Origin of the sequence: Pseudomonas canadensis, from assembly GCF_030980095.1 — a bacterium.
Lineage (GTDB): Bacteria > Pseudomonadota > Gammaproteobacteria > Pseudomonadales > Pseudomonadaceae > Aquipseudomonas > Aquipseudomonas canadensis.
The window spans coordinates 2163652-2185755 of sequence record NZ_CP133298.1; the positions used below are offsets into that span (position 1 = coordinate 2163652).

The following is a 22104-nucleotide window of genomic DNA, read 5'->3' on the forward strand; positions in this document are numbered from 1 at the left end:
TTCGCGCACTTGATAGCGTGAGGTCCTACATGAACGAGCCGATTCGTCTTACCCAGTACAGTCACGGCGCGGGGTGTGGCTGCAAGATATCGCCCCAGGTATTGGAGGTGATCCTTGCCGGTAGCGGCGCACAGCACCTCGACCCCAAGCTGTGGGTGGGCAATGCTTCACGCGACGATGCGGCGGTGTACGCCATTGACGATGAGCGCGGCGTGGTCTCCACCACCGACTTTTTCATGCCGATTGTCGATGACCCCTTCGATTTCGGCCGGATTGCCGCCACCAACGCCATCAGTGACATCTACGCCATGGGCGGCGATCCGTTGATGGCCATCGCCATTCTGGGTTGGCCGGTGAATGTGCTGGCGCCGGAGATTGCCCGCGAGGTGATCCGTGGCGGCCGTTCCGTGTGCGACGAAGCCGGTATTCCCCTGGCGGGTGGCCACTCGATCGATGCGCCGGAGCCCATCTTCGGGCTGGCAGTGACCGGCCTCGTGCAAAAGCGCCATATGAAGCGCAACGACACGGCCAGCGCCGGTTGCCGGCTGTACCTGACCAAGCCTCTGGGCATCGGCATCCTCACCACCGCCGAGAAGAAGGGCAAATTGCGCGAAGCAGATATCGGCCTGGCCCGGGACTGGATGTGCACCCTGAACAAGCCCGGCAGTCGTTTCGGCAAGTTGGCGGGGGTGACGGCGATGACCGATGTCACCGGTTTCGGGCTGTTGGGCCACTTGGTGGAAATGGCCGATGGCAGCGGCCTGACGGCGCGCATCGAGTACAACAATGTCCCTCGCTTAGCCGGGATCGAAGATTATCTGGATCAGGGCTGCATGCCCGGCGGTACGTTGCGCAACTTCGACAGCTATTCAAGCAAACTCGGACGTCTTCAGGAACTGCATAAGCGTGTGCTGTGCGACCCGCAGACCAGCGGCGGCCTGTTGATCGCCGTCACGCCCGAGGGCGATGCCGAATTCCACACTGTGGCGGCTGAACTGGGCCTGGTCCTGAAGCCTATCGGCGAACTGGTCGAGCGACAGACCCACGCGGTTGAGGTGATTTGATGGCGACTGATATCACCGACTACCGCGACATCTTTCTCAACGACCGGCCGATGATGGATACCCGTGCGCCGGTCGAGTTCGTCAAAGGCGCCTTTCCAGGTGTAGTCAATCTGCCGCTGATGACCGATGACGAGCGCCAGCGGGTCGGCACCTGCTACAAACAGCAAGGCCAGCAGGCGGCCATCGTGCTCGGACATGAACTGGTGTCCGGCGCAATCAAGGCCGAGCGCATCGAACACTGGGCGCGTTTCGCCCAGGCCAACCCCGATGGCTACCTCTACTGTTTCCGTGGAGGGCTGCGTTCGCAGATCGTGCAGCAGTGGCTGAAGACCGAGGTGGGTATCGAGTACCCGCGTGTGGGCGGTGGCTATAAGGCCATGCGCAGCTTTTTGCTGGAGACCGTTGAGCAGGCTGCGGCCCAGTGTGATTTTGTGTTGCTGGGCGGCATGACCGGCACCGGCAAGACCGAGGTGCTCGGTCAATTGCGCAATGCCCTGGACCTGGAAGGCCACGCCAACCATCGTGGTTCCAGCTTCGGCAAGCGCGCCACGGCGCAGCCGTCCAACATCGACTTCGAAAACCGCCTGGCGGTGGACCTGCTGAAGAAACGCGCCGCCGGTATCGAGCAGTTTGTAGTCGAGGACGAAAGCCGCATGATCGGCAGTTGCGCGTTGCCACTGCCGTTGCACAAGGGTATGCAGTCGTTCCCGATGGTGTGGTTGGAAGACAGCGTGGCAGGCCGGGTCGAACGGATCCTGCAAGCTTACGTCGTGGACTTGTGTGCGGAATTCGTCGAGGTGTTTGGCGAGCGCGGCCAGGCGTTGTTCGCCGAGCGCCTGACCCAGAGCCTGGCCAATATCCACAAGCGCCTGGGCGGTGAACGTTACCAGCGGTTGCAGGCGATCCTGCAGGACGCCTTGGTAGAACAGGCCCGCAGCGGCGCCGTAGACCTGCACCGGGCCTGGATCGAAGGGCTTTTGCGGGAATATTACGACCCGATGTACGCCTTCCAACGTGAAAGCAAAGGCGCACGTATCGAGTTTGCCGGCGAGCAGGGCGCCGTGGTGGCGTATCTGCGCGAGCGCGCCCAGGCTAAAGGATAGCGGCGCCGATCAAGCCGCAGGCCACCCCCACCAGGATTGTCAGCCCGGCCACCGTCACCAGCACCCGCGTATCGAAATCCTTGCGCAGCATCAGCAGTGACGGCAGGCTCACGCTGGGTAAGGTCATCAGCAGCGCCACCGCTGGGCCAGTGCCCATGCCCAGGGCCATCATGGTTTGTACGATAGGGATCTCTGCGGCGGTGGGAATCACGAACAACGTGCCGACAATCGCCAGCGGCACCAGCCACACCAGGCTGTTGGTCATGGCGCCGTCCACATGGGGAAACAGCCAGACCCGCGCCGCGCCCAGTATCAATACCGCCAGGATGTAGATCGGAATCGTGCTCCAGAACAGCTGCCACAAAGTGCGCAGCCAACGACTCAAGAACGGCTGCGACTCGCCAATGCTGGCTTCGGCCACCGCATCCAGCGTCGCTTCCGGTACCTGCTCCGGACCGGCAATACGCTGTGCCACCAGCGACACTCCGACGACAAGCACAATGCCCGCCACCAGCCTGAGTGCGGTGAAGCCCCAGCCCAGCACAAAGCCCATGAACACCAGGGTCGCCGGATTCAGTACCGGGTTGGCGATCCAGAACGCCAACGCCGCGCCCACCGATACCCGCTGGCGGCGCATGCCCGCCGCGACCGGTGCCGCGCAGCAGCTGCACATCATGCCCGGCAACGCGAACAGCCCGCCGCGCAACGTCGAGGCAAGCCCGGCACGTCCAAACAGACGCAGCAGCCAATCCCGTGGAATCAGCACTTGCAGGAGCGAGCCGAGGATCACCGCCAGCACGGCGGCTTTCCAGATCGCCAGGAAATACACCTGGGCGTAGGCGAGTGCCGCTGCCAAAGGCGCGCTTTGTTGATCGTTGAGGATCGAGGTGCCGATGCTGTGGTTGTCGGCGGCAACGAAAGCCTTGAGGTAGTAGGGCGACCACTTCACATAGTAAAGGCCGACGCAGGCAACCAGCAGGAACAGCGCAGGTTTCCACCAGAAGGACCAGCCCCGAGTGGGTTGGGAGGACGTGAGGTCAGGCATGGTGATGATCCGCAGGTGAGTCGATAGCGGCGCATCATACGCTGTCAGCTATCGGCACTCACCTGCGTCGGTTCGGGGCAGCTTTTGTCGCCGTCGTTCAAGCCTTGCTTGTAGTTGCGGCTCAGCAGCGAGGCCTTGCCGTTATGCCAGGTCAGGGTCAGCACGTAGAGCGTGTCGTAGTCGCTGCCGGACCAGTCATCGGTGATGGTGTGCTTTTCGCCCGACGCTTCGCTCGCCACCCTGTTGATCAGCTCCGGCAGATAGCCGTGGGACCAGGCGGTGTAGATGATGGAGTTGTGGTACTTGTCCTCCACCAACTCGTCAGCGAGGTCGTGGGTATCGTTCGCCGAAAACTTGATGTTCACCGGCAGGCCCAATTTGATGGCGCTGGGGGTGATGGTCATCAACGGGCGAATGTAGCTGTAGGAATTGTCCAGTTCGCCTTCTTCCACATTCCGTGTCGGGTTGGCGGCGAACACGAAGTTGGCCTTGCCGAATTTTTCCGGGAGCAGGGTGGCCAGGTTCATCGCTCGGTTGAGGCCCTGGCAGTTGAGCTGGCCCAAGCCGCCGGCGGGTTTTTCGCCATGGCGCAGGAACACCAGGGTTTGTACGCCGTCCACCGGCTCGGCGCTGCTGACGCGCGACTCCAGGGTCAGGCCGATAGCACCGCCTACGAGCAGCAGCGGCAACATGATGTATGAATATCGTTTCAGGCGTAGCGCAAGGCACAGAGGCTTGATAATCATTAGTGTCGAGTCTTCAGTGCATCGGATTAAGGCGGACAAGCCCGGCCCAGTGACGCATCCAGCGTCCTGCGGTGTTCCCTGTCAATAAAACGTGTTGCCTCCATTCACCGTTTGAGTGCACTTAAGAGTGCCCTCGGGCCTATTGGTTCGCCCATGCGGGATAATAGCCAGCGGTTGTTGCGTATTGATGACCCATGCAGGGCACCGTAGTGATAGCTATGATGGGGACTTTCTGAACAGGGACTTACGATGAACCCACTCGCCGCTTTCCCGATCAACAGCAAATGGCCCGCGCAGCACCCCGAACGCTTGCAGCTTTACTCGCTGCCGACGCCCAATGGGGTAAAAGTCTCGATCATGCTCGAAGAGCTGGGGCTGCCCTATGAAGCCCACAAAGTCAGCTTCGAGACCCAGGACCAGTTGTCGCCCGAGTTCCTGTCCCTGAATCCCAACAACAAGATCCCCGCGATCATCGACCCCAATGGCCCTGGCGGTTCGCCACTGGCGCTGTTCGAGTCCGGCGCGATCCTGATCTATCTGGCGGAGAAAACCAGCCAGTTGCTCTCCGAAGATCCGGCCACCCGCTATGAAACGATCCAGTGGCTGATGTTCCAGATGGGCGGCATCGGGCCGATGTTTGGCCAGTTGGGGTTCTTCAATAAATTCGCCGGCAAGGCCTACGAAGACAAGCGTCCCCGTGACCGCTACGCCGCCGAATCCCGGCGCTTGCTCGACGTGCTGGAGAAACGCCTGCTGGGCCGCACATGGATCATGGGCGACGAGTACAGCATCGCCGACATCGCGACCTTCCCGTGGATCCGCAACCTGATCGGCTTCTACGAGTCCGGTGACCTGGTGGGCATCGCCGACTTCCCTAATGTGCTGCGCGCGCTGGACGGTTTCGTCGCCCGGCCGGCAGTGATCCGTGGCCTTAATATTCCGAGTTGAAGCATGCCGACTTTTGATTTCAAGCAACTGGACGTCTTCAGCAGCGTGCCGCTTAAAGGCAACCCGCTGGCGGTGGTGTTCGGTGCTGACAGCCTGACGGATCAGCAGATGGCGGACTTCGCCAACTGGACCAACCTCAGCGAAACCACGTTTTTGCTGACGCCGCGTGATCCCAGGGCCGACTACCGGGTGCGAATCTTTACCACCTTGACGGAGCTGCCGTTCGCCGGGCACCCGACGCTGGGCAGTTGCCACGCGTGGCTGAAGGCCGGCGGGATTGCGCAAGGCGAGGAGATCATCCAGGAGTGCGAAATCGGCCTGGTGCGTATCCGTCGCCAGGGCGATGAGCTGGCATTTATCGCGCCGCCGTTATTGCGCTCCGGGCCGGTGGAGGCCTTGTTGATCGAGCGCGTGCGTCTGGCGCTGGGTTTGGCGCCTGAAGCCATTGTGCGCAGCCAATGGGTCGACAACGGCGCGGGCTGGCTGGCAGTGATGCTGTCGGATCGCAATCAAGTGCTGGCTCTACAACCGGACTATTCGCAACTGCTGGGTTTGGCGGTGGGCGTGATCGCCCCCTGCGATCCCACGCAGGATGATGTGGACGCACAGTTTGAAGTCCGCGCCTTCATCGCGGGCGATGGCGCCCAAGAAGACCCGGCCACCGGCAGCCTGAACGCTGGCGTTGCCCAATGGCTGCTGGCCGAAGGCCTGGCGCCTGAGTGCTATGTGGTTAGCCAGGGCACGGCCATCGGACGGGCAGGGCGGATTCGTGTTGAGCGTGAGGGCGATGAAATCTGGGTCGGTGGCGCTGTTGCGGTGTGTATCGAAGGGCGATTGCAGCTCTAGATCAATGCATTGTTACGGGCGGCGCAATACACTATTGGCCCCTTGGCGTTTGTGCTGCCGGGGCCAAGGGGCATAAGCTTTCGCCCCAAAGATTTCTGCCTTCTGCCCCAAAGATTTCTGCCTTCTGATAGGAAAGCCATGACCAGCCAGTTCCCCCAAACCCGCCCACGCCGCCTGCGCCGCTCCCCGGAGCTGCGTGGTTTGTTCCAGGAAAGCGAATTCACCCTCAACGATCTGGTACTGCCGATCTTCGTCGAAGAAGAAATCGACGATTTCGTGCCCATCACCAGCATGCCCGGTGTGTTGCGTATCCCTGAGAAGAAACTGGCCGGCGAGATCGAGCGCTATGCCCGCGCCGGCATCAAGTCGGTGATGACTTTTGGCGTGTCCCACCACTTGGACGCCAGCGGTAGCGACACTTGGAAGGAACGTGGCCTGGTCTCGCGCATGTCCTCGATCATCAAGGACACCGTGCCGGAAATGATCGTGATGTCCGACACCTGCTTCTGCGAATACACCGATCATGGCCACTGTGGCGTGATGCACGGTGCCCATGTCGACAACGACGCGACCCTGGTCAACCTCGGCAAGCAAGCCGTGGCCGCTGCCCGAGCGGGTGCCGATGTGATCGCACCCTCGGCGGCGATGGACGGCCAGGTTCAGGCAATTCGCCGCGCCCTGGATGATGCCGGTTTCACCCATATCCCGATCATGGCGTACTCGACCAAATTCGCCTCGGCCCTCTACGGCCCGTTCCGCGAAGCCGGCGGCAGCGCGCTCAAGGGCGACCGTAAAAGCTACCAGATGAACCCGATGAACCGCCGCGAAGCGGTGCGCGAATCGTTGCTGGACGAACAGGAAGGCGCGGATGCGCTGATGGTCAAGCCTGCCGGTGCCTACCTCGACATCATCCGCGACATCCGCGAAGCCTCGCGCCTGCCGGTGGCGGCGTACCAGGTCAGCGGCGAATACGCGATGATCAAATTCGGTGCCCAGGCGGGTGCGATTGATGAGGACCGTGTGGTGCGCGAGACATTGGGCTCGATCAAGCGCGCGGGGGCGGACTTGATCTTCACCTACTTTGCGATGGATTTGGCGTTGGCTGGGATCTAAACCTGCCTCCACTGCAGGAGCTGGCTTGCCGGCGATACAGGCACCTCGGTCTTTCAGTAAAACCGAGGTGATGCTATCGCTGGCAAGCCAGCTCCTACAGTTTTGTGTGGTATCAGCGTTGCGCAAACGCCAGGTTCAACCCCAGCCCCGCAAAGGCTGCCGCAAAGCTGCGGCGCAGCCAGTTCTGTACCCGTGGTGATTCGATCACCGCGCGGCGAAATACGTTGGCCAGCAGGCCATACACCACGAACACCGCAAATGTCATTGCCATGAATACAGCGCTCAGCACCAGCATTTGCAGGGCTGGCGCCGTGCTACCAGGCGTGACGAACTGGGGAAAGAAGGCCAGGAAGAAAATGGTCAGCTTCGGGTTGAGAATGTTCATCAACAAGCCGCGCGACATCAGGGTCCATGCGCTGGAGAGCGTCGGTGTTTCGCTGACCGCAAAGGCCGAACGATCGCGCCAGGTGGCATACGCTACGTACAGCAGGTAGGCGACGCCTGCGTACTTGAGCATGTCGAATGCCAATGCGCTGGTGTGAAGCAGGGCGGACAGGCCGAGAACAGACGCCAGCAAATGCGGGATGATCCCGGCGGTACAGCCCAACGCTGCGAATACACTGGCGCGCTTGCCGGCGGTGAGGCCGGTGGACACAGTGAATATCACGCCGGTGCCGGGAATCAATACGACAATCAGGCAGGTAATCAGGAAGTTCAGGCTGAGCATGGCATTCAAACTCCGTGTACGAATGGTCGATGACCGATCCTGTCACATTTTTCGGGTCACTGGCGAGCGCGCAAGGTGGGCGAACCCTGGTTAGACTTACCGGTCGATATCTGCAATGTCCCGGCCCGCCGCCACCCAAGGAAGCTCCATGTACCCAAGCCGCCTGATCCTGTGCTTTACCACTTTACTGGTACTGGCCGGTTGCTCCACCACACGCAACCCGCAACAGCCGGAGCGCAGCGAAGCCGAGGTGAAGGCGCAGATCGTGCGGTTGCTACCGGCCCAGGTGTCTGATCGCAAGGGGTGGGCCCAGGACATCTACACCGCCTTCGATACCCAGAAAATCTACCCCAGCACGGAAAACATCTGCGCGGTGCTGGCGGTGACCGAGCAGGAGTCCACTTACCAAGTGGACCCACCCGTGCCGAACATGGGCAAGATCGCCCAGGATGAAATCCTGCGGCGCGCCGGAAAAGTCCATGTGCCGGCGTTTGTGGTCCGCAGCGCACTGCAACTGCGTTCGCCCACCGGCAAGACTTACGCCGATCGCCTGGGCGCTGCACGTACGGAGAAAGACCTGAGTGGCATCTTCGATGACTTCATCAGCATGGTGCCCCTGGGCAAGACCCTGTTTGGTGGCTTCAACCCGGTGCATACCGCAGGGCCGATGCAGGTGAGTATCGACTTTGCGCAGAAACAAGCGCGAGGTTATCCCTACACGGTGGACGGCAGCATTCGCCGCGAAGTGTTCACCCGCCGGGGCGGCATGTACTTCGGCATCGCGCATTTGCTCGGTTATCCGGTTAACTATGACCAGCCGTTGTACCGGTTTGCCGACTTCAATGCCGGCTGGTACGCCAGCCGCAATGCCGCGTTCCAGGCTGCCGTCAGCCGTGCCTCGGGCACCGACCTGGCCTTGGATGGAGATCTGATTCGCTACGGTTCACTGCTGCCGGGCACTACCGAGCTGGCGGTGCGGTCATTGGGTGCGAAGCTGGACATGCGCAACCCCAGCATCCGCAGCCAGTTGGAGCAAGGCGAGCAACTGGACTTTGAAGACACCACGCTCTACAAGCGCGTGTTTGCCCTGGCCGACAAGGCGGCGGGCAAGCCGATGCCGCGTGCGATCCTGCCGGGCATTGTGCTCAAGAGCCCCAAAATCACCCGCAATCTCACTACCGCCTGGTTCGCCAAGCGGGTGAATGAACGTTATCAGCGGTGCATGAAGCGCTGATCAGCTTTGTGGTGAGCGGGCTTGTCCCGCGCTGGGGTGCGTAGCAGCCCCAATCAAAGACACTGAGGACTTTCAGGTGTCACTCTGCGGCTCATTCTGGGGGTGCTTCGCACCTAAGCGCGGGACAAGCCCGCTCACCACAGGGCGGCTCTTCACAACAAAGCGGCGCCACAGCCACACCCACAACCACACCACCGGAAACGCCAGGATCACGAACGGCAGTACATAGGCCGACCGCTCCAGGGCGTCGGCAGTGCCGTCCACCAGGTTGTCGCCCAAGCTGCTGAGCTTGCGGCTGAACCTCGACTGCTGGTTTGCACCGTCGGAGGAGCGGAAGTTCAGGGTCACACGGTTGGTATCGACGCGGCGTTGCTGGCCGGCGGCAACCTGTGCCAGTTCCTGCAGCTCGTTTTCAATGCCCGCCTGTTCCTTGCTTAAGGCAATCAGGTCACTGACGGTGATGTCCTTGCGTTTGGCCAGTTCGTCGAGGCGTAGCTGCTGGGCTTGCAGACGGTCCTGGCGACGGCGCACATCGGCAACGGCATCGGCCAGGTCTTCAGCGGTGGTGATGCGCTGGCCGAGTTTGCCACCTTCAGCAGCCATCGTGACCATCGGTTCCACACCGGTCGGCGCGATGCGCAGGATGATCTGGCCGCCGCTGTCGTTTTCGGTGATGCCGAGGATATTGCAGGCGCCAAAACGCGCGGTTTCGCAGGCTTCGCGAGTGGCCTGCATGCGCGGTGAAAGCAAAGCGCCGGGAAGGGCCAGACTCAGTTCGTGTTCGTAGGCCAATTGCGCGCCGGCACGGCTTTGTTCGCCGTTGATCACCCGTGCGCGCGAGTGGTCACTGGGCGAGCAGCCAACCAGGGCCAAGCCGGCGAGCAGTGTCAAAAGAGGGGCACGAAGTGCGAGGGATTTGCCGTCCGGGTGGCGCATTGCAGTTCCTTGAGCGAGTGGATGCGGCGATTAAAGCGGGTCTGGTGGATTAACGCAAAGCATCGCGGGGGATTTGCGCGGTAGATGGTAATGGCCGCTGCTTGCGGCCAGGCGTACATCTCAACCTTCACTCCAGGGAAGAATCCGCCATGATCACTCACGCCGTACCTGAAGGTTTTGTGTCATTGCCCCGCAGCAGTCCATTGCTGGATCTGCTCGGCCCGGCCTATTGCCGAGGGGAGGGCCTGCAACTGGAGATCGGCCTGCGTGCCGACAATCGCCACGCCAATGGACGCGGCACCGTGCATGGGGGCGTGCTGGCGACCCTGGCGGACATCGGCATGGGGTATGCCATGGCCTTTTCCAGCGAGCCGCCACTGCCGTTGATTACTGCGAGCATGACCTTGGATTACCTGGGGGCGGTGCAGGTCGGGGAGTGGATTGTGGTGCGGTTGGAGCATCACAAGCGGGGGCGGCAGATGGCGTTTGCCACGGTGAGCTTGCAGGTGGGGGAGAAGGTGGTGGCGCGGGCGAATGCGGTGTTTGCGGTGCCCCAATCCGACAGGCAATAAAGATCAAATGTGGGAGCGGGCTTGCTCGCGAACGCAGTGTGTCAGTCACCAGATTCATGGTTGACTCACCGCTTTCGCGAGCAAGCCCGCTCCCACATTTGAACTGCGTTTTGCAGATAGAACGCATTAAGAAAAGGCCTGGTTTTCGTGGAACCAGGCCTTTTCCGTGTTGCTCTTTGAATCAGTTGCGTTCGAGCGCCAGCGCGACACCCTGGCCGCCACCGATGCACAGCGTTGCCAAACCTTTCTTGGCATCGCGTTTGATCATTTCATGCAGCAGCGTCACCAGCACGCGGCAGCCTGACGCGCCGATTGGGTGGCCGATGGCGATGGCGCCGCCGTTGACGTTGACCTTCTCTGCATCCCATTCCAGCTCTTTGCCCACCGCCAGGGATTGTGCGGCGAAGGCTTCGTTGGCTTCGATCAGGTCCAGGTCGCCCAGGCTCCAGCCGGCTTTGTCCAGGCAGCGGCGAGTGGCCGAGACCGGGCCGATGCCCATGATGGCTGGGTCGACGCCCGCGTTGGCGTAGCTGGCAATACGCGCCAGTACCGGCAGCCCAAGGGCCTTGGCCTTGTCGGCGCTCATCAGCAGCACGGCGGCGGCACCGTCGTTGAGGCTGGAGGCGTTGCCGGCGGTGACGCTGCCGTCTTTCTTGAACGCCGGTTTCAGTTTGGCCAGGGACTCGGCAGTGGTGCCGGCGCGAGGCTGTTCATCCACGGCGAAGGCCACAGGATCGCCTTTACGCTGGGGAATCAGGATCGGGGTGATCTCATCGACAAAGCGGCCTGCTTCAATAGCAGCAGCGGCTTTTTGCTGAGACGCCGCAGCGAACGCGTCCTGGGCTTCACGGCTGATGCCGTACTTGTCCACCAGGTTCTCGGCGGTGATGCCCATGTGGTAGTCGTTGAACGCATCCCACAAACCGTCGGTGATCATGCTGTCGATCATCTTCGCGTGGCCCATGCGCAAACCGGTGCGTGCGGCGGGCAGTACATACGGGGCCAGGCTCATGTTTTCCATGCCGCCGGCGATGATCACTTCGGCGTCGCCGCAACGGATGGCCTGGGCGCCCAAGTGCAGGGCCTTGAGGCCGGAGCCGCAGACCTTGTTCAACGTCAGGCTGGGCACCGCGTGGGGCAGGCCGGCGAGGATCGAGGCCTGGCGCGCCGGGTTCTGGCCGCTGCCTGCGGTGAGTACCTGGCCGAGGATCACTTCATCCACTTGGGCCGGGTCGAGGCCAGTCTGTTCCAACAGGCGACGGATCACGGCAGCGCCCAGTTCCGGTGCCGGAATGTTCGCCAGCGAACCCTGGAAGCTGCCCACGGCGGTGCGGGTGGCAGCAACAATCACGACGTCTTGCATGGAATCTGTCCTCACTGGAAGTGCATTTCTGGAACGTGGTCCGGGACGATCAGTTTACCGGCGGTCTTGCTCACAATCTCCTCAACGCTGACGCCAGGTGCGCGTTCCTTGAGGACAAAAGCGCCATTTTCGATTTCCAGGTAGGCCAGGTCGGTCAATACACGCTTGATGCAGTTGGCGCCGGTCAGCGGCAGGCTGCACTGGCTGAGCAACTTGGACTCACCGTCCTTGGACGCGTGGGTCATGATCACGATGATGTTTTCCGCACCGGCCACCAGGTCCATGGCGCCGCCCATGCCTTTGACCAGCTTGCCGGGGATCATCCATGAGGCGATATTGCCTTGTACGTCCACCTCAAACGCGCCAAGCACGGTGAGGTCGACGTGGCCGCCACGGATCATCGCGAAGGACTCGGCGGAGGAGAAGATCGACGCGCCGATGCGCGCGGTGACTGTTTGTTTGCCGGCGTTGATCATGTCGGCATCAATGGTTTCTTCGGTAGGAAAAGGGCCCATGCCCAGCAGGCCGTTTTCCGATTGCAGCATCACTTCCATGCCTTCGGGGATGTAGTTGGCCACCAGGGTCGGAATGCCGATGCCGAGGTTGACGTAGAAGCCGTCCTGCATTTCGCGGGCGACGCGTTGAGCCATTTGTTCGCGGGTAAGAGCCATTTTTATGTGTCCTTATTGTTCGGGCTGGGGGCGGATTATTTGCGCACGGTGCGCTGTTCGATGCGCTTCTCGAACGTGCCGCAGATGATCCGGTCGACGTAGATGCCAGGGGTGTGGATCTGCGCCGGGTCCAGCTCGCCCGGTTCGACGATTTCCTCCACTTCGACCACGGTAATCTTGCCGGCGGTGGCGGCCAACGGGTTGAAGTTCTGGGCGGTGTGGCGATAGATGACGTTGCCGAAGTGGTCGGCTTTCCAGCCTTTGACGATGGCGAAGTCGCCGGTGATGGATTCTTCCATCAGGTACGGACGACCGTTGAATTCGCGGGTTTCCTTGCCTTCGGCCACCGGGGTGCCGACGCCGGTCGCGGTGAAGAACGCAGGGATGCCGGCGCCGCCAGCGCGCATTTTTTCGGCCAGGGTGCCTTGAGGGGTCAGCACCACTTCGATTTCGCCGCTGAGCAATTGCTTCTCGAACAGGGCGTTTTCACCGACGTAGGAAGCGATTACCTTGCTGATCTGTTTTTCTTCCAGCAACACGCCCAGGCCGAAACCGTCGACGCCACAGTTGTTGGAAACCACGGTCAGGTCGCGGGTGCCTTTGCGCTTGATCTCGGCGATGAGGTTTTCCGGAATGCCGCACAGGCCAAAACCGCCGGAGAGTACGGTCATGCCGTCTTCCAGGCCTGCCAGTGCTTCCTCGTAGGACGCCACGCGTTTATCGAAACCTGCCATATGCACCTCTTTTATTGTTTGTGGGCCAGCCAATGAGTCGAGTGTTGCTCCGGCTGATTGATTTGTTAAGTTGTTTTTTAAGGTTGATTGATTTAAAAAACAGCATAGTCGCCCGGCCATTTGGAGTAGCGTCATGACAGTTAAACAGATGCGCGCGTTTCTCGCCGTGGCCCAGAGCCTGAGTTTTGCCGCCGCCTGCGAGCGCCTGCACCTTTCCCAATCGGCGCTGAGCCTGACCATAAAGGGGCTGGAAGAAGGCCTGGGTGGGCGCCTGTTCAGCCGCAATACACGCAACGTTGCCCTGACGCCTGAGGGCGAGTCCCTGCTGCCCCTGGCGCGCCGGCTGATTGCCGACTGGGACAACGCCGAAGACGAACTGCGCCAGCGTTTCACCCTGCAACGCGGGCGAGTCACGGTCGCGGCGATGCCATCGTTTGCGGGCAATTTGCTGCCACCGATCCTGAAGATATTCCGCGCGCGTTACCCGCAGGTGAATGTGACCGTGCATGACTTGATCAATGAGCAAGTGCTGGAGATGGTGCGCGACCGGCAGGTGGAGCTGGGCGTGGCGTTTGAGCCTGCTGAAGGCTCATCACTGGCGTTTACGCCGTTGTACCTCGATCGCTTCATCGCCGTGGTGCCGGGTGATTCGCCCTTGGCTGCCTGCGCCGAAATCGATTGGATAACCTTGCTGGAGCAGCCGTTTATCACGTTGCAACGGCCGTCGACGGTACGGGTGATGCTGGAAGAACACTTGGGCGCTTTACAGATGAAGTTGCCGGTCGCCCTTGAAAGTCATCAACTGGCGACAGTGGGCAAGATGGTCGCGAGTGGTTTGGGTGTCAGCGCGGTGCCAGCGTTGTGCGCACGGCAAATGGAGGAGGCGGGCGCCCATTGCATTACCTTGAGCGATCCGGTGATCGAACGGCCGATTGGTGTGCTGACTAAGCCAGGACATGAACTCTCGGCAGCGGCGCAAGTATTGTTTGATATTTTCCGGGATGAAGCCGCAAAAGGCCGCTTCCCACGTTGACCCTGTAGGAGCCGGCTTGCCGACGATAGCGGTCTTGGGCACGGCGGTGTCCTCAAGAATGCGTCGCCGGCAAATTTGCGTTGATAAAAAAGAATAATGGCAATAAAAAAGCCCGCTCGGCTAACCGAGCGGACTTAATAAGCTAATTAGTATTTATCAGCAGTATCTATCAATCACTTTAACGTGCGATTGGCCTTTGAGGTTCTGCCATTCGGTATTAAGTGTGTGGAAGACCTGCTCGATAAAGTTGCGATCGGCCGCCGCTTTCTTGCCGACATAACCCTGGCCGCGACGGTACATCTTCAGGCGCGCCGCCAATTCACGGTTATTGCGGTCGAACTCGGCTTCTTCGGTGTGGGGCGCCAGGCAGTCGATTTGGACTTCGCCCGATTTGCCAATCCACAGGATATGGTCGTCGAGTGTGTCTTTCTGCGCTGCGAACATCTCAGCCAATTCATCGATAGTTGGTTGGTTGTTCAGATTCATGTGTAAGCCCCTTGACCAGTTGGCGATCTATCAGTTGGTTCGTTAAAACATCTTTAGTTGTCTCCGGTTGCGAAAACCGGGCGTCGGCGACTGTCTGCCGAATAAGGGCAGGGTCTTGAACCTGATGCATGTAGTCTTGCTGATGAACTGCTACGCAATGCTTTCATAACGAAGACAAGCCGCATTTGAGCGCCTTGTACCGAGCCCTGCGGGCCGGTCAGCTTCATCAATCCGCCTTGTGGGCAGTGCACATCCGGAAAAAACAGCTCGGCGGTCAGACGAGCTTGTTCAAAACGCTTGTTGCCAACGCTCCCGATCCGGGAGACGTCTCGATAATGCAAGGACAAAAAGGTTACGTCAACGGTTATGTAGTGATTATTTTTGATCACTACATAAATCGCCGTGGTGAAGGGAGAATGCGGGAAAACGTGACTTGGGCGTCATTTTCTGGAGGTGCAAGTCAGGCGGATATCAGGCTAATCGCTCAGCCAGCAAGGGCAACAAGCGCTCGCATTCAGCTTCGATCTTCACCTGTAGCAGCTCATCCCCCCGGGTCTTGCCCAAGTTGATGGCAATGACGGGTTTGCCCTGTTCGACCACGGCCTTGCACAGGCGGAACGCCGAATAAGCCATCAGCGACGAGCCCACCACCAGCAAACCCTCGGCATGCTCTACCGCAGCCATCGCCCTGGCTGCTGTTGCTGGCGCTACGTTCTCGCCAAAAAACACGACATCCGGCTTCAAGCGTTCGCCATCGCAATGGGGGCAGCGGGGGACCTGGAAGTGTTCTTCCAAAGCAGGGTCGAGCAACGTGTCGCCATCCGGCGCCTGCACCGCGTGGACCTGCGCCAAATAGGGGTTGTCGATTTCCATCTGTCGCTGGATTGCGTCACGCTGGCTGCGCAATTGGCAATCCAGGCACAGCACCCGGTGCAGGCTGCCGTGCAGTTCGATCACGTCATGGCTGCCGGCCTGATCATGCAGGGTGTCGACGTTCTGGGTGATCAACCCACTGATGCGCTCGCGCTGTTGTAGCGTCGCCAGGGCCAGGTGCGCCTTGTTCGGTTGTGCAATGCGGACCCTTGGCCACCCCAGCATCGCCCGCGCCCAATAACGGCGCCGCGCTTGCGGGGTGGCGAGGAATTCCTGGTACATCATTGGCGCCTTGCCCCGACGCACGCCTTCGCTGTCGCGATAATCGGGAATGCCCGACGACGTGCTGATCCCGGCACCGGTCAACACCAGAAAACGCCGGTCTGCCATGGCCCGGTACAGGGTGTCGAGGTGGTCCTCTTGATGTTCCAGCATGTCGAGCATGGGTTCCCCTATTCGCCGCGGATGTACTGCTCCAGCTGTTTGATCAGGTCAGCCTGGTCGGCAATGGCTTCTTTTACCAAGTCACCGATGGAGAGCAGGCCCAACAGTTTGCCGTCTTCGACCACCGGCAGGTGGCGCAGGTGACTGTCGGTCATGATGTTCATGCACTCATCCACCTTTTTATGGGTGTCGACGGTGATCACCGGAGAGCTCATCACCTCATGCACCTTTGTGGTGACCGACGATAGCCCCTTGAGCATGATTTTGCGGGCGTAATCACGCTCGCTGATGATGCCTACCACCACGTCATCCTGGACGACCGGCAAGGCCCCGACGTTTTTCTCCGACATCCTGACCAGTGCTTCAAACACGGTGTGGTCGTGTTTGATGACATGGACTTCCTGGTTTTTCTTGTCCTTGGCTTTGAGCACTTCTGCAACGGTTTTCATGGCGGCCACTCCGGTTTTTGTTGGTTAGTCAGGCTCCCCTTACAGAATCCTAGACGGCCCGCGCGGCGGCAAGGTCCAAAGCGGCGTTAAACCCGTCGAAAAACGTCATTCGCCGGTTTTTTTCGCGATTTACCCCGCAGTTGTCGGCTTTTTCGTCCGTTTAGGGCTGGCTGCAGTCTTGCGTGGCGCGCTCTTGCGTTTCTTTTTCCACGGCGCGGCGCCTCGGCCTGCCGGGCTGGCCGGGCCGGTGATGGTCATGCGCATGCCATTGCAACGTGCCACTTGCTTGCTCATCCAGGCCGCCTGTTTGGCCACGAATTCCTCCAGGCTCATTTCACCGCTTTGCACCATATCCAGCGCCTGCTCCCAGATCGCCGTGGTGCCGGGGTCTGCGATAGCGCGAGGCACGGCGTCGATCAGGCTGAACGCTGCCGGGGTGGCCGACAGCGCCTTACCGTTCTTCACCAGGTAGCCACGGTCCAACAGGCCCTGGATGATGCCGGCGCGGGTGGCTTCGGTGCCGATGCCGGTGGTGTCCTTGAGCTTTTGCTTGAGCAGCGGGTCTTCCACCAGCTTGGCGACGTTTTTCATCGCCTTGATCAGGTCGCCTTCGGTAAAGGGCTTGGGCGGTTGGGTCCACAGGTCCTTGAGGTTGACCTTGGCCACGGCATAGTCCTGGCCCTGTACCAATGCCGGCAACGCTTGTGGGGCTGGCGCTTCACGCCCTTTGGCTGGCGCCAAGGCTTCGGGCAAGGCGCGTTTCCAGCCCGGGTCGATCACCACTTTGCCCACCGCGCGCAACGCTTGCCCCGCGCAGTCGAAATCCGCCTGGGTGCGGTCGTATTCATGGTTGGGCAGGAACTGCGCCAGGTAGCGTGCACGAATCAAGGTGTAGACCGCACGGTGCTTGCCGGTGAGTTGCCCGACATCCTTGCCGGCGCCGGTCGGGATGATGCCGTGGTGGGCGCTGACCTTGGCATCGTTCCACGCCCGTGAGCGGCGTTGCGGGTCGATATGTGGCATCAGCTCGTTTACGGCTGCATCAGCGCGCCCCAGCGCAGCAAGAATCTTCGGCGCGTCACTGTGCTGGCTCGGTGGCAGGTAGCCGCAATCGCTGCGCGGGTAGGTGATGGCTTTGTGGGTTTCATAAAGCGATTGGGCGATATCCAGGGTTTCCTGCGCGCCGAGCCCCAGTTTCTTCGAGCAGATTTCCTGCAGGGTGCCCAGGTCAAAGGGCAGGGGAGCGACTTCGCGCATGCGTTCGGTACGCAGTTTCACCAGCCGTGCGGTGGCGGCATTGGCCATGGCATCGGCTGCGTCTCGTGCCAGTTGCGGGTTGAGGCACCGGCCCTGGTCATCACAGGCATCCTCGGCCGCACGCCACTGGGCGGTGAACGTCATGCGTTCGTGGCGCAGATCGACATCGATCGCCCAGTATGCCACCGGCACAAAATCGGCAATGCTGCGGTCGCGGTCCACCACCAGGCGCAAGGTCGGCGTTTGCACCCGTCCCACGGGCAAGACGCCTTGGTAACCGGATTGGCGCCCCAACAAGGTAAACAAACGACTCATGTTCATGCCGATAAGCCAGTCGGCGCGGGAACGGCCCAGGGCCGAGTGGTACAGGCTGAAGGTCTCGGCGCCGGGCTTGAGGGCCGCCAGGGCCTTGCGAATGGAGGCATCGTCGAGGGCCGACAGCCACAGACGCTGGATCGGCCCGCGATAGCGGCAATGTTCCACCAGCTCGCGGGCGATCATCTCGCCTTCGCGATCGGCGTCGGTGGCGATCACCAATTCTTGGGCTTCTCCCAGCAAACGCTTGACCGCCTTGAACTGGCTGGCGGTCTTGGGCTTGACGCGCATCTTCCATTTTTCCGGGACGATGGGCAGGTCGGCCAGCACCCAGCGTTTGTACTTTTCGTCGTAAGCGTCGGGCGGCGCGGTTTCCAGCAGGTGGCCGATGCACCAGGTAACCGTGACGCCATTGCCCAGCCAGCAGCCATCGCCCCGGCGACTGGCGCCGAGTACGGCCGCGATATCCTTGGCCTGGGAAGGTTTTTCACAGAGGTACAGCCGCATGCTCAGCCCGTTCGTTACGCTATTGAATGAAGAGCAGAATGGGCAAAAGAAGGGATTTGATCAACTATTATGTGTATGGATATACAGCAATTTGTGTGCGCCCCCGCCCGGCAAGGGAAAGGGGCGCCTTCAGTCAGTTGTTATCAATATCCACATGCCGCGTTTCTTTGAGGCAGAACAGCCCCACGATCAGGCTCACCCCGGTCACCACCACCGGATACCACAGGCCGTAGAAGATATCGCCGGTGTACACCACCAGCGCGAACGACACGGTCGGCAAGAACCCGCCAAACCAGCCGTTACCGATGTGGTAGGGCAGGGACATCGAGGTGTAGCGGATGCGGGTCGGGAACAACTCCACCATCAACGCAGCCAGGGGGCCATAGCACATGGCGGCAATCAGGATCAGCGCCACGATCAGCACCACCACCATGGTCTTGTTGACCTGCGCCACATCCGCCGAAGACGGGTAACCGGCCAGGGTCACGGCGCCACGCAGGGCTTTTTCGTCAAACCCGTCGATGCGTACGTCACCTACGCTCACCTGCACCGGGCTGCCGGCCGGTGCGGCGGCGCTGCTGTAGGGCAGGCCCTGCTTGACCAGGAAGGTCTTGACCTTGTCGCACGGGCTGTCGAATTTGGCCTTGCCCACCGGATCGAACTGGAAGGTGCAAGTGGCCGGGTCGGCCAGCACGGTGATCGGGGCCTGGTGACTGGCCTGGTCCATCGCCGGGTTGGTGTAGTGCGCCAGGCTCTTGAAGATCGGGAAGTACAGCGCGGTCGCCAGCAGCAGGCCGAGCATCAGCACCGGCTTGCGGCCCACCTTGTCCGACAGCCAGCCAAAGAAGATAAAGAACGGCGCGCCGATCACCACGCTGATGATCAGCAGCATGTTGGCCAGGGCCGGGTCCATTTTCAGGAACTGGGTGAGGAAGAACAGCACATAGAACTGCGCCGCGTAGAAGGTCACCGCCTGGCCGCCGTTGATGCTGAACAGGGCGATAAGCACGATCTTGAGGTTTTCCCATTTACCAAACGAGTCGCGGATCGGCGACTTGCTGGACTTGCCTTCCTCTTTCATTTTCAGGAACGCCGGCGACTCATGCAGGCTCATGCGAATCCAGGTGGAAATACCCAGCAGCACGATGGAGAACAGGAACGGAATGCGCCAGCCCCACACTTCGAACTGGTCACCGGTGAAGTAACGGCAGGCCAGCACCACCAGCAGTGACAGCAGCAGGCCGAGGGTCGCGGTGGATTGAATCCAGCTGGTGTGGAAGCCGCGTTTGCCGGCTGGCGCATGTTCCGCCACGTAGGTCGCTGCGCCGCCGTATTCACCGCCCAGCGCCAGGCCTTGCAGCATGCGCAGCACGATCAGGATGATCGGTGCCGCAATGCCGATGCTGGCGTAGGTCGGCAACAGCCCGACACAGAAAGTCGCCACGCCCATCAAGATGATAGTGACGAGGAAGGTGTATTTGCGCCCGATCATGTCGCCCAAGCGGCCAAACACCAGCGCGCCGAACGGTCGCACCACAAAGCCGGCGGCAAAGGCCATCAAGGCAAAGATGAACGCCGTGGTGTCGTTGACCCCAGCAAAGAACTGCTTGCTGATCACCGCCGCGAGGGCGCCGTAGAGGAAGAAGTCATACCATTCGAACACCGTCCCCAGGGACGAGGCGAAGATGACCTTCTTTGAGTCGTTGCGGGTGATGACGGTGTTGACCGCCGAACCCAGGGGTTGAGCATGTTCTGACATCGGGTAGCCCTCACAGTGATTATTTATTGTTGTTCCACTGTCGGCGCCAGGTCTGGCGCCGCTATTCAGATTGCATGAACCAGTTCTTTCTCCGGGGCGAGACTCCTTGTATTCGGCGAAAGGATCAGCTGCGCGGCCTTCTCCGCGATCATCAGCGTAGGTGAACAGGTGTTGCCGGACGTGATGCGCGGCATGACAGAGGCATCGGCAATGCGCAAGCCAGGCACGCCATGCACCCGCAGTTGCGCATCCACCACCGCGTCTTTATCGCTGCCCATGCGGCATGTGCCAACCGGATGAAAGATAGTAGTACCGATACGCGCGGCGGCTTCATGCAATTCGTCTTCGGTTTGCAGCGAATCGCCTGGCAGGTATTCCACCGGCTTGAACTGGCTCAGCGCCGGGGCGGCGACGATACGGCGTGTCAGGCGGATCGCATCAGCGGCCACCCGCAAATCTTCCGGATGGCTGAGGTAATTGGGGCGGATCAGCGGTGCATCCGCCGGGTTGGCCGAGCGAATGTCGATGCGTCCGCGACTTTGCGGGCGCAAGTCGCAGACCGATGCGGTAAACGCCGGGAATGCGTGCAGCGGTTCGCCGAAACGCTCAAGTGACAGCGGCTGCACGTGGTATTCGAGGTTGGCCGAGGTCTGTTCCGGACCCGAGCGGGCAAATGCGCCGAGCTGGCTGGGCGCCATCGACAATGGGCCGCTGCGGTCATACAGGTAGCGCAGGCCCATGCCCATCTTGCCCCATAGCGTGCCGGCGATCTGGTTGAGGGTGCGGGCGTTTTCCAGTTTGTAGATCAGCCGCAGTTGCAGGTGGTCCTGCAAGTTGCCACCAACGCCCGGCAGTTCGTGCAGTACGTCGATGCCCAAGGGGTTGAGCACACTGGATGGACCGATTCCCGAACGCTGCAAGATGCCTGGCGACCCCACGGAGCCGGCGCACAGGACGATCTCCTTGCGTGCCTTCCAACTCAGTTGCTGGCCCTGCTGGCGTCCGATTACCTGGGAGGCGCGGCCGTTTTCCAGCAGTACGCGGTCGACCTCCACTTCGGTCAATACTGTCAGGTTGGGTCGTTGACGGACCGGCTTGAGGAACGCCTTGGCCGCATTCCAGCGCACGCCGGCCTTCTGGTTGACCTGGAAGTAGCCGCAGCCTTCATTGTCGCCCTGGTTGAAGTCATTGATGTTGGCAATACCACTTTGCGCGGCCGCATCACGGAAGGCATCGAGGATCGGCCAGTGCAGGCGTTGCTGTTCGACGCGCCATTCACCGCCATCGCTATGGAACTCCGAGCCACCGGCAAAGTGGTTTTCACTCTGCTTGAACAGCGGCAGCACGTCTTTCCATGCCCAGCCCGAGTTGCCTTCTGCGGCCCAGCCGTCGTAATCCTGAGCCTGGCCGCGCATGTAGATCATGCCGTTGATGGAGGAGCAACCGCCCAGCACCTTGCCCCGTGGGTAACTCAGCGCACGGCCTTGCAGGCCTTCCTGGGCTTCGGTCTTGAAACACCAGTCGGTGCGTGGGTTGCCGATGCAGAACAGGTAGCCGACGGGAATGTGGATCCAGGGGTAGTTGTCACGGCCGCCGGCTTCAAGCAGCAGCACGCGGTGGGCAGGGTTGGCGGACAGTCGATTGGCCAGCAGGCAGCCCGCGGGGCCGGCGCCTACGACGATGTAATCGTATTCAGCAGTTGCAATGGGCATCTGAGGCCTCGCTTGTTTTTCTTATTGGCTCCATCCTAGTTGTTAGTTTTCGTCTTAAAAATGTTAGTTTTTACCCAGCTGCTGTGCGTTTTTAAACAGCATGACCCTTGGGGCTTTGCTCAATGTAGTGAGCGAGCTTGCTCGCGCTGGGGCGCGAAGCGGCCCCT

General features: G+C 60.8%; 21 protein-coding genes. 8 read left to right on the forward strand and 13 right to left on the reverse strand.

Features of this window, described 5'->3' with window-relative positions; translation table 11 throughout:
• The first annotated feature begins 29 nt into the window (after positions 1-29).
• Together selD and mnmH are read left to right on the forward strand one after the other, a co-directional pair.
• Complete coding sequence (gene selD / locus RB216_RS10150) at positions 30-1064, forward strand: selenide, water dikinase SelD (protein ID WP_028619588.1); 1035 nt, start codon at positions 30-32, stop codon at positions 1062-1064.
• A complete protein-coding gene (mnmH, locus tag RB216_RS10155) occupies positions 1064-2167 on the forward strand; it encodes a tRNA 2-selenouridine(34) synthase MnmH (RefSeq protein WP_305384568.1) in 1104 nt (367 codons plus the stop codon). The genes selD and mnmH overlap by 1 nt, the downstream gene beginning before the upstream one ends.
• On the opposite strand, the gene RB216_RS10160 is transcribed toward mnmH, so the two are convergent.
• Together RB216_RS10160 and RB216_RS10165 are read right to left on the reverse strand one after the other, a co-directional pair.
• Positions 2157-3212 (reverse strand): permease, encoded by a 1056-nt coding sequence (locus tag RB216_RS10160; RefSeq protein ID WP_308908636.1) that lies wholly within the window; start codon positions 3210-3212, stop codon positions 2157-2159. The two genes, mnmH and RB216_RS10160, sit on opposite strands and share 11 nt — an antisense overlap.
• 44 nt (positions 3213-3256) lie before the next feature.
• Positions 3257-3958 carry a hypothetical protein gene (locus RB216_RS10165; protein ID WP_028619591.1) on the reverse strand — a complete coding sequence of 234 codons (702 nt, stop codon included), beginning with the start codon at positions 3956-3958 and terminating at the stop codon, positions 3257-3259.
• A gap of 249 nt (positions 3959-4207) precedes the next feature.
• On the opposite strand from RB216_RS10165, the gene RB216_RS10170 reads away from it, so the two are divergent.
• From RB216_RS10170 to hemB, 3 genes are all read left to right on the forward strand, one after another.
• A complete protein-coding gene (locus RB216_RS10170) occupies positions 4208-4906 on the forward strand; it encodes a glutathione S-transferase N-terminal domain-containing protein (protein WP_028619592.1) in 699 nt (232 codons plus the stop codon).
• 3 nt (positions 4907-4909) lie between these two features.
• Complete coding sequence (locus RB216_RS10175; RefSeq protein ID WP_028619593.1) at positions 4910-5752, forward strand: PhzF family phenazine biosynthesis protein; 843 nt, start codon at positions 4910-4912, stop codon at positions 5750-5752.
• A gap of 138 nt (positions 5753-5890) precedes the next feature.
• Entirely contained in the window at positions 5891-6865 is a 975-nt protein-coding gene (gene hemB / locus RB216_RS10180; protein ID WP_308908637.1) for a porphobilinogen synthase, read from the forward strand.
• Positions 6866-6977: 112 nt separating this feature from the next.
• Here the strand turns inward: hemB and RB216_RS10185 are convergent, their stop codons facing one another.
• On the reverse strand, positions 6978-7592 hold the full coding sequence (locus RB216_RS10185; protein WP_308908638.1) for a LysE family translocator: 615 nt from the start codon (positions 7590-7592) through the stop codon (positions 6978-6980).
• A 148-nt stretch (positions 7593-7740) separates the two neighbouring features.
• Between RB216_RS10185 and RB216_RS10190 the strand changes: the two genes are divergently transcribed.
• Positions 7741-8826 (forward strand): DUF1615 domain-containing protein, encoded by a 1086-nt coding sequence (locus RB216_RS10190; protein WP_308908639.1) that lies wholly within the window; start codon positions 7741-7743, stop codon positions 8824-8826.
• A gap of 72 nt (positions 8827-8898) precedes the next feature.
• On the opposite strand, the gene RB216_RS10195 is transcribed toward RB216_RS10190, so the two are convergent.
• Entirely contained in the window at positions 8899-9762 is an 864-nt protein-coding gene (locus RB216_RS10195; protein ID WP_308908640.1) for a DUF4349 domain-containing protein, read from the reverse strand.
• 149 nt (positions 9763-9911) lie between these two features.
• On the opposite strand from RB216_RS10195, the gene RB216_RS10200 reads away from it, so the two are divergent.
• The gene (locus tag RB216_RS10200; RefSeq protein ID WP_028619598.1) at positions 9912-10334 is read left to right on the forward strand and encodes a PaaI family thioesterase; all 423 of its coding nucleotides are present in this window, start codon (positions 9912-9914) and stop codon (positions 10332-10334) included.
• A gap of 181 nt (positions 10335-10515) precedes the next feature.
• Here RB216_RS10200 and RB216_RS10205 read toward each other — a convergent pair whose 3' ends face one another.
• Genes RB216_RS10205 through RB216_RS10215 form a run of 3 tightly spaced genes read right to left on the reverse strand, consistent with a single transcriptional unit; the run spans position 10516 to position 13102 of the window.
• Entirely contained in the window at positions 10516-11697 is a 1182-nt protein-coding gene (locus tag RB216_RS10205; RefSeq protein WP_068931771.1) for an acetyl-CoA C-acetyltransferase, read from the reverse strand.
• 11 nt (positions 11698-11708) lie between these two features.
• The gene (locus RB216_RS10210) at positions 11709-12368 is read right to left on the reverse strand and encodes a CoA transferase subunit B (RefSeq protein WP_003211625.1); all 660 of its coding nucleotides are present in this window, start codon (positions 12366-12368) and stop codon (positions 11709-11711) included.
• A gap of 35 nt (positions 12369-12403) precedes the next feature.
• A complete protein-coding gene (locus tag RB216_RS10215; protein WP_010211319.1) occupies positions 12404-13102 on the reverse strand; it encodes a CoA transferase subunit A in 699 nt (232 codons plus the stop codon).
• Positions 13103-13235: 133 nt separating this feature from the next.
• Here RB216_RS10215 and RB216_RS10220 point away from each other — a divergent pair, with 133 nt between their 5' ends.
• On the forward strand, positions 13236-14135 hold the full coding sequence (locus RB216_RS10220) for a LysR family transcriptional regulator (RefSeq protein WP_028619600.1): 900 nt from the start codon (positions 13236-13238) through the stop codon (positions 14133-14135).
• 156 nt (positions 14136-14291) lie between these two features.
• Here RB216_RS10220 and RB216_RS10225 read toward each other — a convergent pair whose 3' ends face one another.
• From RB216_RS10225 to RB216_RS10250, 6 genes are all read right to left on the reverse strand, one after another.
• Positions 14292-14621: a hypothetical protein gene (locus RB216_RS10225; RefSeq protein WP_016977362.1), complete on the reverse strand. Its 330-nt coding sequence runs from the start codon at positions 14619-14621 to the stop codon at positions 14292-14294.
• Positions 14622-15092: 471 nt separating this feature from the next.
• On the reverse strand, positions 15093-15938 hold the full coding sequence (locus RB216_RS10230) for an NAD-dependent protein deacetylase (RefSeq protein WP_122684223.1): 846 nt from the start codon (positions 15936-15938) through the stop codon (positions 15093-15095).
• A gap of 8 nt (positions 15939-15946) precedes the next feature.
• Positions 15947-16387 (reverse strand): CBS domain-containing protein, encoded by a 441-nt coding sequence (locus tag RB216_RS10235; protein WP_028619602.1) that lies wholly within the window; start codon positions 16385-16387, stop codon positions 15947-15949.
• Positions 16388-16516: 129 nt separating this feature from the next.
• On the reverse strand, positions 16517-18466 hold the full coding sequence (locus tag RB216_RS10240) for a DNA topoisomerase III (RefSeq protein WP_308908641.1): 1950 nt from the start codon (positions 18464-18466) through the stop codon (positions 16517-16519).
• A gap of 133 nt (positions 18467-18599) precedes the next feature.
• Positions 18600-20225 carry an MFS transporter gene (locus tag RB216_RS10245; RefSeq protein WP_028619603.1) on the reverse strand — a complete coding sequence of 542 codons (1626 nt, stop codon included), beginning with the start codon at positions 20223-20225 and terminating at the stop codon, positions 18600-18602.
• A gap of 65 nt (positions 20226-20290) precedes the next feature.
• A complete protein-coding gene (locus RB216_RS10250; RefSeq protein WP_308908642.1) occupies positions 20291-21937 on the reverse strand; it encodes a GMC family oxidoreductase in 1647 nt (548 codons plus the stop codon).
• Positions 21938-22104 lie beyond the last annotated feature (167 nt).

What these genes read in the sequence shown, in the direction of transcription:
- selD (WP_028619588.1), top strand. Translation starts at nt 30, where the DNA reads ATGAACGAGCCGATTCGTCTTACCCAGTACAGTCACGGCGCGGGGTGT.
- mnmH (WP_305384568.1), top strand. Translation starts at nt 1,064, where the DNA reads ATGGCGACTGATATCACCGACTACCGCGACATCTTTCTCAACGACCGG.
- RB216_RS10160 (WP_308908636.1), bottom strand. Translation starts at nt 3,212, where the DNA reads ATGCCTGACCTCACGTCCTCCCAACCCACTCGGGGCTGGTCCTTCTGG.
- RB216_RS10165 (WP_028619591.1), bottom strand. Translation starts at nt 3,958, where the DNA reads ATGATTATCAAGCCTCTGTGCCTTGCGCTACGCCTGAAACGATATTCA.
- RB216_RS10170 (WP_028619592.1), top strand. Translation starts at nt 4,208, where the DNA reads ATGAACCCACTCGCCGCTTTCCCGATCAACAGCAAATGGCCCGCGCAG.
- RB216_RS10175 (WP_028619593.1), top strand. Translation starts at nt 4,910, where the DNA reads ATGCCGACTTTTGATTTCAAGCAACTGGACGTCTTCAGCAGCGTGCCG.
- hemB (WP_308908637.1), top strand. Translation starts at nt 5,891, where the DNA reads ATGACCAGCCAGTTCCCCCAAACCCGCCCACGCCGCCTGCGCCGCTCC.
- RB216_RS10185 (WP_308908638.1), bottom strand. Translation starts at nt 7,592, where the DNA reads ATGCTCAGCCTGAACTTCCTGATTACCTGCCTGATTGTCGTATTGATT.
- RB216_RS10190 (WP_308908639.1), top strand. Translation starts at nt 7,741, where the DNA reads ATGTACCCAAGCCGCCTGATCCTGTGCTTTACCACTTTACTGGTACTG.
- RB216_RS10195 (WP_308908640.1), bottom strand. Translation starts at nt 9,762, where the DNA reads ATGCGCCACCCGGACGGCAAATCCCTCGCACTTCGTGCCCCTCTTTTG.
- RB216_RS10200 (WP_028619598.1), top strand. Translation starts at nt 9,912, where the DNA reads ATGATCACTCACGCCGTACCTGAAGGTTTTGTGTCATTGCCCCGCAGC.
- RB216_RS10205 (WP_068931771.1), bottom strand. Translation starts at nt 11,697, where the DNA reads ATGCAAGACGTCGTGATTGTTGCTGCCACCCGCACCGCCGTGGGCAGC.
- RB216_RS10210 (WP_003211625.1), bottom strand. Translation starts at nt 12,368, where the DNA reads ATGGCTCTTACCCGCGAACAAATGGCTCAACGCGTCGCCCGCGAAATG.
- RB216_RS10215 (WP_010211319.1), bottom strand. Translation starts at nt 13,102, where the DNA reads ATGGCAGGTTTCGATAAACGCGTGGCGTCCTACGAGGAAGCACTGGCA.
- RB216_RS10220 (WP_028619600.1), top strand. Translation starts at nt 13,236, where the DNA reads ATGACAGTTAAACAGATGCGCGCGTTTCTCGCCGTGGCCCAGAGCCTG.
- RB216_RS10225 (WP_016977362.1), bottom strand. Translation starts at nt 14,621, where the DNA reads ATGAATCTGAACAACCAACCAACTATCGATGAATTGGCTGAGATGTTC.
- RB216_RS10230 (WP_122684223.1), bottom strand. Translation starts at nt 15,938, where the DNA reads ATGCTCGACATGCTGGAACATCAAGAGGACCACCTCGACACCCTGTAC.
- RB216_RS10235 (WP_028619602.1), bottom strand. Translation starts at nt 16,387, where the DNA reads ATGAAAACCGTTGCAGAAGTGCTCAAAGCCAAGGACAAGAAAAACCAG.
- RB216_RS10240 (WP_308908641.1), bottom strand. Translation starts at nt 18,466, where the DNA reads ATGCGGCTGTACCTCTGTGAAAAACCTTCCCAGGCCAAGGATATCGCG.
- RB216_RS10245 (WP_028619603.1), bottom strand. Translation starts at nt 20,225, where the DNA reads ATGTCAGAACATGCTCAACCCCTGGGTTCGGCGGTCAACACCGTCATC.
- RB216_RS10250 (WP_308908642.1), bottom strand. Translation starts at nt 21,937, where the DNA reads ATGCCCATTGCAACTGCTGAATACGATTACATCGTCGTAGGCGCCGGC.